This is a genomic window from Pseudomonas koreensis (assembly GCF_012986595.1).
In the GTDB taxonomy this organism is placed as follows: Bacteria; Pseudomonadota; Gammaproteobacteria; order Pseudomonadales; family Pseudomonadaceae; genus Aquipseudomonas; species Aquipseudomonas koreensis.
Genome location: NZ_JAAQYM010000004.1, coordinates 357715 through 372064 on the forward strand (window position 1 = coordinate 357715; position 14350 = coordinate 372064).

Below are 14350 nucleotides of genomic sequence, written 5' to 3' on the forward strand. Positions count from 1 at the left end.
AGGGGCGCATATGGTCCGCTTGAGTATGGTCTTGCTCGGTCACGACTTTGTCCGCAAGCGCTGGTCTGCGCTGGCGCTGACCGGCATTGTCTGGGGGGCGGCCGGGGTCGCCATCTTCATCGATGCGCTGGACGGCGTGCTGTATTTTCCGCTGCATGTCTTCGGCTATCTGTTAGTGCTCGAAGCCCTGATCATTCTGCTGGTGCCGGCACCGCAAACCGGGACGGCGGCGGCGCTGCGCAAGGTGCGGGGGCTGGCGTTCCTGGTGCTCGGGCTGCTGATCGTCGACCGGCAACATGCCGCCAGCCTGATTCTGGCGGTGCTGTTTGGTGTGGCGTTTCTGCTCGACGGCGGCTTTCGGCTGGCGGCGGCGGTGGTGGTGCGCTTTGTCGGTTGGCAGGTGTCGCTGCTGACCGGGCTTTTCGAAATCGGCTTCGGCCTGTTCATCCTTGAACCGTACCCGACGCTGTACAAGGGCACGGTGCCGTTCTGCATTGGCATGAGCATTTTCCTCTCCGGTTGTGCCTTGTTGCAGCAGGCCGTGCGCTTCAAAAAACAGCCATCGCCCGCAAACCCTTCCCCGGTCAGTGGGCCGGCAGCTGACACCGCGCTGGTGATCCATGTCTGGACACCCAGCGGCACCGTTGATGACACCCTGGTGCGCAACCGCCTGCTCAACCGCTATATCGCGGCGGTCGACATCAACGGCGTGATCTCCGCCGGCCATGCGGCGCTGGAATGCGGCCCGGACATTTACATCAGCCATTACCCGCTGGACGACATTGACCGGTCGGCCGGGGATTTCGTGCGCTTGCTGCGGGCGACGCCGAACAACGATGTCCCAGGGCGGTTTCTGCCGGATTATGCCGGTGAGGTCGCGGACTGGTGTCCGTCTTCGGTCCAGGTCAGTTTTGCCCACTACGACGCCCGGCGGTTGCAGGCGTTCTGGGCGGAGTATCGGCAGAACAACACCTACAACCTCACCAGCCGCAATTGTTCGAGTGCTGTCGCCCATAGCCTCGAAGCAGCGCTTGAAGGGGCGATGAATTACGGGCATTCGAGCATGCGCGATTTCGCCCGAGTGATCTTCAGCCCCGAGTTCTGGGTCGCGGCGCAGGTGCGCAAGCGTGCCGAGGCGATGGCCTGGACACCCGGTCTGGTGCTCGACTACGCGCGGGCGTTGCATGCGGCCATCGAGCCAGCGCCGCCGGGCTGGCACAGCATCTATGCGGTGATCAAACGCGCCTGTGGCTATGCGCTGACTGCGTTGCGCGGGCGTGAGGTGCATCCTGTTCAGCCGCCATCTGCGCATCCTTCCGACGAATCCTGACCGACGTTACACCGAGTCGCTGCCTTCGCGAGCAGGCTCGCTCCCACAGGTTTTGGGTCCTTGCCAATATTGTTCGGCTGACGCATGACCCTGTGGGAGCGAGCCTGCTCGCGAAAGCGTCAGTGCGGGCAACATAAAAACCCAGTCCACTGGTCAACTAATTACAAAGCAACCTAACTATTACGTTGACATTCGCTGCCTAGGCAGTAACATCTCGACATACATTCACTGCCTAGGCAGTTATTAGGTGAGTACATGAAGCATTTCACCCCGGACGAATTCAAACACTGCCATCTCGGCCTGTTGCTGGGCCGTGCCGCGCTGCTCAAGGACCGGATCATCGACACCCACATGGAACCCCACGGCATTACCGCCGCGCAGTTCAAGGTGTTGATCATCATGGCCCAGTTCGGCGTCGACACCCCGGCCGAGCTGTGCCGGCACTTGTCGCTGGACAGCGGTTCGATGACGCGCATGCTCGATCGTCTGGAGCAGAAAGGTTTCCTGGCTCGCCAACGCAGCGAAGGCGATCGCCGCCAGGTCCAGCTCAAGCTCACCGAGCAGGGCCAGCAACTGGCCGATCGCCTGCCGCACATCGGCGCCGATGCAATGAATGAACTGGCGGGCGCCGTCACTACGGACGAGTTGAAGACCCTGGAATACATCCTCAAGAAAATCCTGCTGGCAGCCGGTGACCCGATCACTATCCAGCGGTTAGGTGAACACAATGAGCGGTAAAACCTTGCGCAGCAGCCTGACCCTGGTGCTGTCGGCGATGATCCTCGCCGGCTGCGCCAACTACAGTGGCCTCAATACTCAAGGCCAAAGCCTTGATGCGAAAAGCCTCAACGCCCGTCAGTCCCTCAGCGGCGTGACCCTGTCGCCGGCCGCGTGGCCGAAAAGCGACTGGTGGACCAGCCTTGGCGATCCGCAGCTCGACGGCCTGATTCGCGAAGCCCTGCACGACAGCCCGGACATGCAGATCGCCGAAGCCCGCGCCCATCAAGCCAGCGCCGCCGCGTACGCCGCCGATGCCGAACGTTATCCGACCCTCGACGCCAGCGCCGGCATCAGCCGTTCGCGCCTGGCCAAGGATCAGGACCCGCGGGGGCAGGGCGATGCCTACGCCACCGTGCGTAACGTCAGCGCCGGTTTCAATTACAACTTCGACCTGTGGGGCGGCCAGCGTGATGCCTGGGAAGCCGCACTCGGTCAGGCCCGCGCCGCCGAAGTCGACCGCCAGGCTGCACAGTTGACCCTCGCCGCCGACGTGGCCCGGGCCTACAGCGATCTGGGGCAGGCGCACATCGTTTACGACCTGGCCAACGAAGACCTCAAGCGCACCAAGCAGATGCTTGATCTGAGCCAGCGCCGCTTGAGTGCCGGGATCGACAGTCAATACCAGTTCCAGCAGACCCAAAGCCTTGAGGCCAGCTCCGAAGCCAGTCTGATCGATGCGGAAAAACGCTTGAACAGCGCCAGGATCGCCCTGGCCGTGCTGCTCGGCAAAGGCCCGGATCGCGGCAACGAAATCGCCCGGCCGAAAGTCCTGCAAGCCAGCGCCGTGGCGGTGCCGTCGGTATTGCCGGCGGAACTGCTCGGTCGGCGTCCGGATCTGGTCGCTGCGCGCTGGCGCGTGGAAGCGGCGAGCAAGGACATCGACTCGGCGAAAACCCGCTTCTATCCCAACCTGAACCTTACGGCGTCCGCCGGTGCCGAATCCTTGTTGGGTGACGCGATGTTCGGGTCGGCCAGCCGTTTCTTCAGCATCGCCCCGACCATCTCGGTGCCGATCTTCGATGGCGGGCGCCTGCGCGCCAACCTCGATGCGCGCGACGCCGATTACGACCTGGCCGTGGCGCAATACAACAAAAACCTGGTGAAGGCACTGGGCGATGTCAGCGACACGATCAACCAGCTGCGCGATATCGGCCGGCAGATCGGCGCACAGCAACACGCCACCGACATTGCTCAGGATTCTTACAACACCGTCGTCCAGCGTTACGGTTCCGGCATCGGCAACTACCTGGACGTGCTCAGCATCGAGCAGCAATTGCTGCAGGCCCAGCGTCAGCTGGCCAACCTCAATGCCGAGCAGATCGACCTGTCGATTCAACTGATGCAAGCGCTGGGCGGCGGCTTCCAGGGTGAAACCCTGACCGCAGCCAACGCCACCCCAGCCACGCCGCACAACTAATTCAGGTATTTGTCATGGCCACTGCCGAAAACACTCAAACCCAAGCCAACACCCCGGACACCGGCAATCCGCGCAAGCGCAAAGTGATGCTGCTGGTGCTGGTCGTCGTGGTCCTGCTCGCCGGTGCCGGCGTCTGGGCGTATCACGAATTCATCGGGCGCTTCAACGAGAGCACCGACGACGCCTACGTCAACGGCAACGTGGTGGAAATCACCCCGTTGGTCACCGGCACCGTGGTCAGCATTGGCGCTGACGATGGTGATCTGGTTCACGAAGGTCAGGTGCTGATCAACTTCGACCCGAACGATGCCGAAGTCGGCCTGCAAAGCGCCCAGGCGAAACTGGCGCGCACCGTGCGTCAAGTGCGCGGCCTGTACAGCAACGTTGACGGCATGAAAGCCCAGGTCAATGCGCAACAGGCGGAAGTGCAGAAAGCCCAAGACAACTACAACCGCCGGAAAAACCTCGCCGCTGGCGGGGCGATTTCCCAGGAAGAACTGTCCCACGCTCGCGACGACCTGACCTCGGCGCAAAACGCCCTGGCCAACGCCAAACAGCAACTGAAAACCACCAGTGCACTGGTCGATGACACCGTGGTCTCGTCGCACCCGGACGTGATGCAGGCCGCCGCTGAATTGCGCCAGGCCTACCTGACCAATGCGCGCAGCACGCTGATCGCGCCGGTCACCGGTTACGTCGCCAAGCGCACCGTGCAACTCGGTCAGCGAGTACAGCCGGGTACCGCGCTGATGGCGGTGATCCCGCTGGATCAGTTGTGGATCGACGCCAACTTCAAGGAAACCCAGCTGCGTGACATGCGCATCGGCCAACCGGTGGACATCGAGGCCGACATCTACGGCAGCAGCGTGAAGTACAGCGGCACCGTCGACAGCCTCGGCGCCGGTACCGGCAGCGCGTTTGCCTTGCTGCCTGCGCAGAACGCCACCGGTAACTGGATCAAGATCGTGCAGCGTGTGCCGGTGCGGATTCACGTCAACGCCGAAGAATTGGCCAAGCACCCGCTGCGGGTCGGTCTGTCGACCAACGTCGAGGTCAATCTGCACGACCAGAGCGGTCCGGTCCTGGCCCAGCAACCGCCGCAAAAGGCTTCGTTCAGCACCAACGTCTATGACCAGCAACTGGCCGAAGCCGACGCGATGATTGCGCAGCTGATCCACGACAACAGCGCTGCGGTGAGCAAGACCGCGCAACGCTGATCCGCACCCTGTGGTAGCGAGCCCCTGTGGCGAGGGGATTTATCCCCGATGGGGCGCGAAGCGGCCCCTCTTTTGATTCAGAAAAGCCGGGCCTGCTGCGCAGTCCATCGGGGATAAATCCCCTCGCCACAGACGCAGCGTCAACTTGGCTTCATAGGATTCACAATGAGCAATAATGCCTCTTTCACGCCGCCCAGCCTGTTGCTCAGCACCATCGGCCTGTCGCTGGCGACTTTCATGCAAGTGCTCGACACCACCATCGCCAACGTGGCGCTGCCGACGATTTCCGGCAACCTGGGGGTGAGTTCGGAGCAGGGCACCTGGGTGATCACCTCGTTTGCCGTGAGCAACGCGATTGCGCTGCCGCTGACCGGTTGGCTCAGTCGCCGTTTCGGTGAGGTGAAGCTGTTTCTCTGGGCGACCATTCTGTTCGTGCTGGCCTCGTTTCTCTGCGGTATCTCCACCTCGATGCCCGAATTGATCGGCTTCCGCGTGCTGCAAGGCTTGGTTGCCGGGCCGCTGTACCCGATGACGCAAACCCTGTTGATCGCGGTTTATCCCCCCGCGAGGCGCGGCATGGCCCTGGCGTTACTGGCGATGGTCACGGTGGTGGCGCCGATTGCCGGGCCGATTCTCGGTGGCTGGATTACTGACAGCTACAGCTGGCCGTGGATCTTCTTCATCAACGTGCCGATCGGCATCTTTGCGGTGATGGTGGTGCGCTCGCAACTGGCCAAGCGGCCGGTGGAAACCAGTCGCCAACCGATGGATTACGTCGGTCTGATCTCGCTGATCATCGGCGTCGGCGCGTTGCAGGTGATCCTCGACAAGGGCAACGACCTCGATTGGTTCGAATCGAACTTCATCATCATCGGCGCGGCGATTTCGGTGATCGCGCTGGCGGTGTTCGTGATCTGGGAAATGACCGATCAGCACCCGGTGGTCAACTTGCGGCTGTTTGCCTACCGCAACTTCCGTATCGGCACGCTGGTGCTGGTGCTGGGTTACGCCGGGTTCTTCGGTATCAACCTGATCCTGCCGCAATGGCTGCAAACCCAGATGGGCTACACCGCGACCTGGGCCGGTCTGGCCGTGGCGCCGATTGGCATCCTGCCGGTGCTGCTGTCGCCGTTTGTCGGCAAGTACGCGAACAAGTTCGACCTGCGGCTGCTGGCCGGGCTGGCGTTCCTGGCGATTGGCCTGAGCTGCTTCATGCGCGCCGGGTTCACCAACGAAGTGGACTTCCAGCACATCGCTCTGGTGCAGCTGTTCATGGGTATCGGTGTGGCACTGTTCTTCATGCCGACTTTGAGCATTCTGATGTCGGACTTGCCGCCAAGCCAGATTGCCGATGGCGCAGGTCTGGCGACCTTCCTGCGGACCCTGGGCGGCAGCTTCGCCGCGTCGCTGACCACCTGGATCTGGATTCGCCGCGCCAACCAGCATCATGCGTACATGAGCGAAAGCATCAGCACCTATGAACCGGCGACCCGCGAGACCTTGAATCATTTAGGCGGCGCGAGCCAATCGGCTTACGCACAGATGGATCAGATCCTGAGCAGCCAGGCGTATATGCTCTCCACCGTGGATTACTTCACGCTGCTTGGGTGGGGGTTCATGGGGTTGATTCTGATTGTGTGGCTGGCGAAACCGCCGTTTGCGGCCAAGGCCGGCCCGGCTGCCAGCGGTCACTGAGTAAAACGCGGTCAAACTGTAGGAGTGAGCCTGCTCGCGATATCGGTATCACATTCAACATCTTCGTTGACTGATACACCGCTATCGCGAGCAGGCTCACTCCTACAGTGGTTTGTGTTTGGCTTTAGATTGCGGGGGCGGGCAGCGCTGGCGGCGGGGCGAAGTCGAACGGTGCCAACGCAAACCCGTTCTCATCCACCTGCAACGCCCACCCTTGACGATCCCAATCCCCCAGCACAATCCGCTTAGCCGCCTGCTCGCCGAGCTGCAGCTTGTGGATCGCCGGACGATGGGTGTGGCCGTGAATCAGGGTTTTCACCCCGTATTCCTGCATGATTCGCGGAATCTCCTCAGGCGTGACATCGACAATGTCATTGGCTTTCATCCGCACCTGGGCGCGGCTCTCGCTGCGCAACTTGCGCGCCAGTTTGTGCCGGGTGCTTAAAGGCAGGTTCCGCAAGATAAACAGGGTGATCGGGTTACGCAGGTAGCGACGCAGCTTCATATAGCCGACGTCGCGGGTGCACAGGCTGTCGCCGTGCATCAACAGCACCGGCTCGCCGTAAAACTGCACGACACTCGGATCTTTCAACAGCGTACAGCCGGCTTCCTTGCAGAAGGCCTTGCCGAGCAGGAAGTCGCGATTGCCATGCATCAGAAAAATCGCCGTGCCGCTGTCGCTCAAATCGCGCAGGGCCTGGCAGATGGAATGCTGGAAGGGCGTCATGGCATCGTCGCCAATCCACGCCTCGAAGAAGTCGCCAAGGATGTACAACGCACTCGCCGAGCGGGCGCGTCCGGCGAGCAAATCCAGAAACGCCCGGGTAATGTCCGGGCGCTCCTCTTCCAGATGCAAGTCTGAAATCAGCAATATCACGCTTCGATGATCTCGGCTTTCTCGATGATCACGTCGTCTTTTGGCACGTCCTGGTGACCGGCCTTGGAGGTGGTGGCAACACCTTCGATCTTGTCGACAACGTCGGTACCGGCAACGACTTTACCGAACACTGCGTAGCCCCAGCCCTGAGCGGTCTTGGCGGTGTGGTTGAGGAAGCTGTTGTTGGTGGCGTTGATGAAGAACTGCGCCGAGGCCGAATGCGGGTCCATGGTGCGGGCCATGGCCAGGGTGTACTTCTCGTTTTTCAGGCCGTTGTCGGCTTCGTTCTGGATGCTTGGGCGCTTGTCTTTCTTTTCCTGCATGCCCGGCTCGAAACCGCCGCCCTGAATCATGAAACCCTTGATCACGCGGTGGAATACCACGTTCTCGTAGTGACCGCTTTTAACGTATTCGAGGAAGTTGGCAACGGTGACCGGCGCTTTTTCAGCATCCAGTTCGATGACGATGTCGCCATGGTTGGTGGTCAGTTTGACTTGAGTCATGATCGGTGCTCTTTTTCAATGAAGCGTTTTATAAGGAATTCGTGGTTTTCGGACACTGCGTCCCGAAACCGGTTCAGCCTGCTTCGGCCAAGGTGCGCAGTTTAGCGTGACAGGCGCGAATTTCGAGGCTGTTTTTCACATCCCGGCGATTAAATGCACTCCTTTATAGGCCGTGCTCTGTCAGCCCCTTGACAGCATCGGCTATGATAGCGGCTTTGTTTTGTCTGGCCCCCTTTGCGGCCGCGCACATGTAAGTCAAGGATCCTATGAGCAAGCCCACTGTCGACCCTACCTCGAATGCCAAGTCCGGCCCTGCCGTGCCGGTCAATTTCCTGCGGCCGATCATCCAGGCAGACCTGGACTCGGGCAAGCACACCCAGATCGTCACCCGTTTCCCGCCTGAGCCCAACGGCTACCTGCACATCGGCCACGCCAAGTCGATCTGCGTGAACTTCGGCCTGGCCCAAGAGTTCGGCGGCGTCACGCACCTGCGTTTCGACGACACCAACCCGGCCAAGGAAGACCAGGAATACATCGACGCGATCAAAAGCGACGTCAAATGGCTGGGCTTCGAGTGGTCCGGCGAAGTGCGCTACGCCTCGCAGTATTTCGACCAGTTGCACGACTGGGCGGTGGAGCTGATCAAGGCCGGCAAGGCCTACGTCGACGACCTGACCCCTGAACAGGCCAAGGAATACCGCGGCAGCCTGACCGAGCCGGGCAAGAACAGCCCGTTCCGCGACCGTTCGGTGGAAGAGAACCTCGACTGGTTTGCCCGCATGCGTGCCGGCGAGTTCCCGGACGGCGCCCGTGTGCTGCGCGCGAAGATCGACATGGCTTCGCCGAACATGAACCTGCGCGACCCGATCATGTACCGCATCCGCCACGCCCATCACCACCAGACCGGTGACAAGTGGTGCATCTACCCGAACTACGACTTCACCCACGGTCAGTCGGACGCCATCGAAGGCATCACCCACTCGATCTGCACCCTGGAGTTCGAAAGCCATCGTCCGCTGTACGAATGGTTCCTGGAGAACCTGCCGGTGCCGGCCAACCCGCGCCAGTACGAGTTCAGCCGCCTGAACCTGAACTACACCATCACCAGCAAGCGCAAGCTCAAGCAACTGGTCGATGAAAAGCACGTCAATGGCTGGGACGATCCGCGCATGTCGACGCTGTCGGGCTTCCGCCGCCGTGGCTACACGCCGGCGTCGATCCGCAACTTCTGCGACATGATCGGCACCAACCGTTCCGACGGCGTGGTCGACTTCGGCATGCTCGAGTTCAGCATCCGTCAGGACCTCGACGCGAACGCCCCGCGCGCCATGTGCGTGCTGCGTCCGTTGAAAGTCGTGATCACCAACTACCCGCAAGACCAGGTCGAGAACCTCGAACTGCCGCGCCATCCGCAGAAAGAAGAACTCGGCGTGCGCAAGCTGCCGTTCGCCCGTGAAATCTACATCGACCGCGATGACTTCATGGAAGAACCGCCAAAGGGCTACAAGCGCCTGGAGCCGAACGGCGAAGTGCGTCTGCGCGGCAGCTACGTGATCCGTGCCGACGAAGCGATCAAGGACGCCGATGGCAACATCGTCGAGCTGCGTTGCTCGTACGACCCGGACACCCTGGGCAAGAACCCTGAAGGCCGCAAGGTCAAAGGCGTGATCCACTGGGTGCCGGCCGCCGCCAGCATCGAGTGCGAAGTGCGTCTGTACGATCGCCTGTTCCGCTCTCCGAACCCGGAGAAGGCCGAAGACAGCGCCAGTTTCCTCGACAACATCAACCCTGACTCACTGCAAGTGCTGACCGGTTGTCGTGCAGAACCCTCGCTGGGCAATGCACAGCCGGAAGACCGTTTCCAGTTCGAGCGCGAAGGTTACTTCGTCGCGGATATCAAGGACTCGAAACCAGGTCAGCCGGTATTCAACCGTACCGTGACCCTGCGTGATTCGTGGGGCCAGTGATTTAGCGTCAAGGAAATTAACGTGCTGACGATCTACAACACGCTCACCAAGAGCAAAGAAGTCTTCAAGCCGCTGGATGGCAACAAGGTGCGCATGTACGTGTGCGGCATGACCGTGTACGACTACTGCCACCTCGGCCACGGCCGCAGCATGGTCGCGTTCGACCTGGTGACCCGCTGGTTGCGGTTCAGCGGCTACGACCTGACCTACGTGCGCAACATCACCGACATCGACGACAAGATCATCAACCGGGCCAACGAGAACGGTGAGTCGTTCGAAGCGCTGACCGAGCGCATGATCGCCGCGATGCACGAAGACGAAGCGCGCCTGAACATCAAGAAGCCGGACATGGAGCCGCGTGCCACGGATCACATTCCGGGCATGCACGCGATGATCCAGACCCTGATCGACAAGGGTTATGCCTATGCCCCGGGCAATGGCGACGTGTACTACCGCGTCGGCAAGTTCATGGGCTACGGCAAGTTGTCGCGCAAGAAGATCGAAGACCTGCGCATCGGTGCGCGGATCGAGGTCGACGAAGCGAAGGAAGATCCGCTGGACTTCGTGCTGTGGAAAGGCGTCAAGCCGGGCGAGCCGAGCTGGGAATCGCCGTGGGGCGCCGGGCGTCCGGGCTGGCACATCGAGTGCTCGGTGATGTCCACCTGCTGCCTCGGCGAGACCTTCGATATTCATGGCGGCGGCAGCGATCTCGAGTTCCCGCACCACGAAAACGAAATCGCCCAGAGCGAAGCGGCCACCGGCAAGACCTACGCCAACGCGTGGATGCATTGCGGCATGATCCGTATCAATGGCGAGAAGATGTCCAAGTCCTTGAACAACTTCTTCACCATTCGCGACGTGCTCGACAAGTACCACCCGGAAGTCGTGCGTTACCTGCTGGTGTCGAGCCACTACCGCAGCGCGATCAACTACTCGGAAGACAACCTCAAGGACGCCAAGGGCGCCCTCGAGCGTTTCTATCACGCGTTGAAAGGCCTGCCGAGCGTTGCGCCGGCTGGCGGCGAAGCCTTCGTCGAGCGTTTCACCACGGTGATGAACGACGACTTCGGCACGCCGGAAGCCTGCGCCGTGCTGTTCGAGATGGTCCGTGAGATCAACCGTCTGCGCGAGAGCGATCTCGACGCGGCGGCAGGTCTGGCGGCACGTCTGAAAGAACTGGCAAGCGTGCTGGGTGTGTTGCAGCTCGAAGCCGATGACTTCCTGCAGGCCGGCGCCGAAGGGCGTGTCGATGCCGCTGAGGTTGATGCGCTGATCGCTGCGCGTCTGGCAGCACGGGCCGGCAAGGACTGGGCCGAATCCGACCGCATCCGCGACCAGCTCACCGCCATGGGCGTGGTGCTGGAAGACGGCAAGGGCGGCACGACCTGGCGTCTGGCTGACTGATTGCTTGATCCGCTTAAAACAAAACCCGCCTTGTGCGGGTTTTGTTTTGTCTGGCGGTTGTCAGCTCAAGGCCCCGGTGCTGACGGCCACGATCAGGAAAATCCCCAGCACTGCGCGGTAGATGACGAACGGCCAGGTGGAGAACTTCTCCAGAAAACGCATCAGGCCCCAGATCGCGAAGAACGCCGAGAGGCTGGCGATCACCAGACCAAAAATCAGGTGGCCCCAAACCGCTGCCGGAAGGTCTGCATGGAACAACACCCACAACTCTTTCAGGCCGGCGAGGGCAATCGCCGGCAGTCCGAGCAGGAACGAAAACCGCGCCGCTTCTTCACGCTTGAAATTGAGAAACAACGCCGCCGTGAGCGTTGAGCCGGAGCGCGACACCCCGGGAATCAGCGCGCCAATTTGCGCAATGCCAACGATCAGCGCATCACGCAGACGCATTTCGTCCACGGTGCGCCGATGGCGACAGGTGAGTTCGGCAGCGGCCAGCAACACCGCCATGACCACGCAGGAAATCCCGATCACCATCAGGCCGCGCAGGGGCGAGTTGCAGGCATTGAGCGTCGAGGACAGCGCTATGCCGGCAATGCCGATCGGTAGGGTCGCCAGCAAGATGGCCACCGCGAGGATGAACCAGCGGTTGTTGAAATCCCGCTGGCGCACCGCATCGACACTGCCGCCGACCACTTGTCTGACGTCACGCCAGAAATAACTGACCACTGCCGCCAGTGCGGCCAACTGCATGGCGGCGGAAAACGCCGAGCCGGGATCCGGCCAGCCGAGCAGGGCCGGGACGATGCGCATGTGGGCGGTGGAGGAAACAGGCAGCAACTCGGTGATGCCCTGAATGATGCCGAGGATACCGATATGCAAGTAATCCAGAGAGGCAAAGCCGATATCAAGGCCGGTGGAACAGATGTTGGTCAAAGCACTTATCCTGTGAAAAGCAGGAGGAGGGAGGTGTCTGAATCAAAGGCAGGGCGAAAAGCTGAAACATTTCGTCACAGTCTGGTCGCTGCGGTCAATGGGGGCGGTTTGATAGTTGTGTGGTGTCTGGGCAAATGCCATCGCGGGCAGGCTCACTCCTACAGTGATCTGTCCCTGGCGCAAATCCCTTGTAGGAGTGAGCCTGCTCGCGATTGACTGCGCAGCCGTCAGCTTTGCGCCTGACGCAACCGCTTATAGAGGGTATTGCGGCTCACCCCCAACCGCCGCGCCAGGTGCGAAATATTCCCCCCGGCTGCCAGCAACTCGCGGTTCAGCGCTTCGGCGTCATTCAGATCAACCCCCAACGGTGGCGCGCTCTCAACCGGTTCCATCTCCAGATCGACAAAAAAATCGTCCGGCAAATGCTCCGGCCGTACCGGTTGCTCTTCGGCCATCGCCAGCGCCACCTGCATCACGCTGCTGACCTGACGCAGATTGCCCGGCCACGGATGCCGCTCGAACAGCTCCAGCACCTCTCGGCTCAACCCGGCCCATTGCGTCGGCTCGCGATGCTGTTCCCACAGGCGCTTGAACAACGCCTCCTTATCACTGCGCTCCCGGAGCGGCGGCAGCTCCAGCGTCAACCCTCCGATGCGGTAATACAAATCCTCGCGAAAGCGCCCCAATTGCACCTGCTCCCTGAGCGAGCGGTTCGTCGCCGAGATGATCCGCAGGTCCACCGGGAATAGCTCGCTGCTGCCCACCGGTTGCACGCAGCGCTCCTGCAACACCCGCAACAGCCGCGCCTGGGTTGGCAGCGGCATGTCGCCGATTTCGTCGAGGAACAGCGTGCCTTTGTCGGCCTTGCGGATCAGGCCGATGCTGCCTTTCTGGTTGGCGCCGGTGAACGCACCTTTTTCGTAGCCGAACAGTTCCGACTCCACCAGTTCGGCGGGGATCGCCGCGCAGTTGACGGCGATGAATGCCTGTTTGCTGCGCGAGCTGGCTTGATGCAAAGCTTTGACGAAGACTTCCTTGCCGACCCCGGTTTCGCCGTGGATCAGCAGCGGGATGTCTTTTTCCAGCAAACGTTCGGCCTGGCGCACGGCTTTTTCCACGCGGCTGTCGCCGAAGTGCAGGGTGTTGAGACTGATCCCCGCTGAAACGGCGGGTTTAGGCTCAGCAGTAAACACCCGCGCCTGAATCGGCGCCTGTTTCGGTCGCTTCAACAAGCATTGGAAGCGGTTGCGTCCCGAGGTCTGCAGGGCGAACGGCAAGCCGTCGGGCTGGTTCAGCAGCTCCAGCAGCGACACATTGAACAGGCTTTCGACGCTGACCCGCGACAGGCGCACGCCGAGCAGATTGTCCGCCCGCCGGTTGGCTGACAGCACCTGACCGCTCTCATCGAAAATCAATAATCCCGCCCACTGGCTGTCGAGGTTGTTCAACCCGGTGTTGAACGTGAGTTGAAAGTGCTGGCCGTGGAACAGGTTGAGGATCAGCCGGTTCTCCACGCTCTGGCTCATCATCTTGACCATGCCCAGGGTGTGCGAGGGCGGCAGGTAGCTGTCGCTGGACACATCGAGCACGGCGATGACCTTGCGCTCGGCGTCGAAAATCGGTGCGGCGGAACCGGTCATGAAGCGGTTGGCCTTGAGGAAGTGTTCATCGTGCTCGATGTGCACCGCTTGTTCGCAGGCCAGTGCGGTGCCGATCGCATTGGTGCCGCTCGAGCGCTCCCTCCAGCTCGCCCCGGCCCGAAACCCCCGGGCCAGGTTGGGCTCGATAAAGCGCTGGGTGCCCCAGGACGTCAGCACTTGGCCCTGATGGTCGGCGAGCATGATCAGGCAATTGGAATTGCTCAGGATGTTCTCGTAGTACGGCAGCACTTCCTGGTGGGTGGTTTGCACCAGCGAGTGATGACTGTCGAGCAACTGCGCGATGCCGGCGGCAGGCAGTTGATCGAAGGCCGGGGTGCTTTGGTGGTCGAGACCGAAGGCGCGGCAACGCTGCCAGGAGGTCTGGATGATTGCATCGTGGGACAGCGGCGGGGCAGGTGCGGCCATGGCAGTGGGCCTCTGATGCAGCATTCTTATTATTTTTATGCGATCCCCTGTAGGAGCTGCCGAAGGCTGCGATCTTTTGACTTTGACTTTAAAAAACAAGATCAAAAGATCGCAGCCTTCGGCAGCTCCTACTGGGAGCGTGAGCAATCCGTAGAGTGTTG

11 protein-coding genes are annotated in these 14350 nt (G+C 61.3%); 7 read left to right on the top strand and 4 right to left on the bottom strand.

Going from position 1 to position 14350, the window contains the following annotated elements; all coding sequences use genetic code 11:
- Positions 1-10 precede the first annotated feature (10 nt).
- From HBN98_RS14560 to HBN98_RS14580, 5 genes are all read left to right on the top strand, one after another.
- The gene (locus HBN98_RS14560; protein WP_083366326.1) at positions 11-1330 is read left to right on the top strand and encodes an HdeD family acid-resistance protein; all 1320 of its coding nucleotides are present in this window, start codon (positions 11-13) and stop codon (positions 1328-1330) included.
- Between the two features lie 255 nt (positions 1331-1585).
- Positions 1586-2068 (top strand): MarR family winged helix-turn-helix transcriptional regulator, encoded by a 483-nt coding sequence (locus HBN98_RS14565; RefSeq protein ID WP_064586973.1) that lies wholly within the window; start codon positions 1586-1588, stop codon positions 2066-2068.
- Positions 2058-3527 (top strand): efflux transporter outer membrane subunit, encoded by a 1470-nt coding sequence (locus HBN98_RS14570; protein WP_083366325.1) that lies wholly within the window; start codon positions 2058-2060, stop codon positions 3525-3527. Before HBN98_RS14565 ends, HBN98_RS14570 begins: the two co-directional genes overlap by 11 nt.
- Before the next feature lie 14 nt (positions 3528-3541).
- Entirely contained in the window at positions 3542-4744 is a 1203-nt protein-coding gene (locus HBN98_RS14575; protein ID WP_083366324.1) for an HlyD/EmrA/EmrK family protein, read from the top strand.
- Positions 4745-4909: 165 nt separating this feature from the next.
- Positions 4910-6439, top strand: a complete 1530-nt coding sequence (locus HBN98_RS14580; RefSeq protein WP_083366323.1) for a DHA2 family efflux MFS transporter permease subunit — start codon at positions 4910-4912, stop codon at positions 6437-6439.
- Positions 6440-6563: 124 nt separating this feature from the next.
- Here the strand turns inward: HBN98_RS14580 and lpxH are convergent, their stop codons facing one another.
- Together lpxH and HBN98_RS14590 are read right to left on the bottom strand one after the other, a co-directional pair.
- Positions 6564-7316, bottom strand: a complete 753-nt coding sequence (gene lpxH / locus HBN98_RS14585) for a UDP-2,3-diacylglucosamine diphosphatase (RefSeq protein WP_083366322.1) — start codon at positions 7314-7316, stop codon at positions 6564-6566.
- Entirely contained in the window at positions 7313-7819 is a 507-nt protein-coding gene (locus tag HBN98_RS14590; protein ID WP_064586978.1) for a peptidylprolyl isomerase, read from the bottom strand. Before HBN98_RS14590 ends, lpxH begins: the two co-directional genes overlap by 4 nt.
- A gap of 266 nt (positions 7820-8085) precedes the next feature.
- Here HBN98_RS14590 and HBN98_RS14595 point away from each other — a divergent pair, with 266 nt between their 5' ends.
- Both HBN98_RS14595 and cysS read left to right on the top strand, forming a co-directional pair.
- Positions 8086-9786, top strand: coding sequence for a glutamine--tRNA ligase/YqeY domain fusion protein (locus tag HBN98_RS14595; protein WP_083366321.1), 1701 nt, complete (start codon positions 8086-8088; stop codon positions 9784-9786).
- A 21-nt stretch (positions 9787-9807) separates the two neighbouring features.
- Positions 9808-11190 carry a cysteine--tRNA ligase gene (cysS, locus tag HBN98_RS14600; protein WP_064586980.1) on the top strand — a complete coding sequence of 461 codons (1383 nt, stop codon included), beginning with the start codon at positions 9808-9810 and terminating at the stop codon, positions 11188-11190.
- A 60-nt stretch (positions 11191-11250) separates the two neighbouring features.
- On the opposite strand, the gene uppP is transcribed toward cysS, so the two are convergent.
- Together uppP and HBN98_RS14610 are read right to left on the bottom strand one after the other, a co-directional pair.
- Positions 11251-12123: an undecaprenyl-diphosphatase UppP gene (uppP, locus tag HBN98_RS14605; RefSeq protein WP_083366320.1), complete on the bottom strand. Its 873-nt coding sequence runs from the start codon at positions 12121-12123 to the stop codon at positions 11251-11253.
- Between the two features lie 227 nt (positions 12124-12350).
- Positions 12351-14189 carry a sigma-54-dependent Fis family transcriptional regulator gene (locus HBN98_RS14610; protein WP_083366319.1) on the bottom strand — a complete coding sequence of 613 codons (1839 nt, stop codon included), beginning with the start codon at positions 14187-14189 and terminating at the stop codon, positions 12351-12353.
- Positions 14190-14350: the final 161 nt, after the last annotated feature.

What these genes read in the sequence shown, in the direction of transcription:
- HBN98_RS14570 (WP_083366325.1), top strand. Translation starts at nt 2,058, where the DNA reads ATGAGCGGTAAAACCTTGCGCAGCAGCCTGACCCTGGTGCTGTCGGCG.
- HBN98_RS14595 (WP_083366321.1), top strand. Translation starts at nt 8,086, where the DNA reads ATGAGCAAGCCCACTGTCGACCCTACCTCGAATGCCAAGTCCGGCCCT.
- HBN98_RS14560 (WP_083366326.1), top strand. Translation starts at nt 11, where the DNA reads ATGGTCCGCTTGAGTATGGTCTTGCTCGGTCACGACTTTGTCCGCAAG.
- HBN98_RS14580 (WP_083366323.1), top strand. Translation starts at nt 4,910, where the DNA reads ATGAGCAATAATGCCTCTTTCACGCCGCCCAGCCTGTTGCTCAGCACC.
- HBN98_RS14565 (WP_064586973.1), top strand. Translation starts at nt 1,586, where the DNA reads ATGAAGCATTTCACCCCGGACGAATTCAAACACTGCCATCTCGGCCTG.
- HBN98_RS14610 (WP_083366319.1), bottom strand. Translation starts at nt 14,189, where the DNA reads ATGGCCGCACCTGCCCCGCCGCTGTCCCACGATGCAATCATCCAGACC.
- HBN98_RS14590 (WP_064586978.1), bottom strand. Translation starts at nt 7,819, where the DNA reads ATGACTCAAGTCAAACTGACCACCAACCATGGCGACATCGTCATCGAA.
- HBN98_RS14575 (WP_083366324.1), top strand. Translation starts at nt 3,542, where the DNA reads ATGGCCACTGCCGAAAACACTCAAACCCAAGCCAACACCCCGGACACC.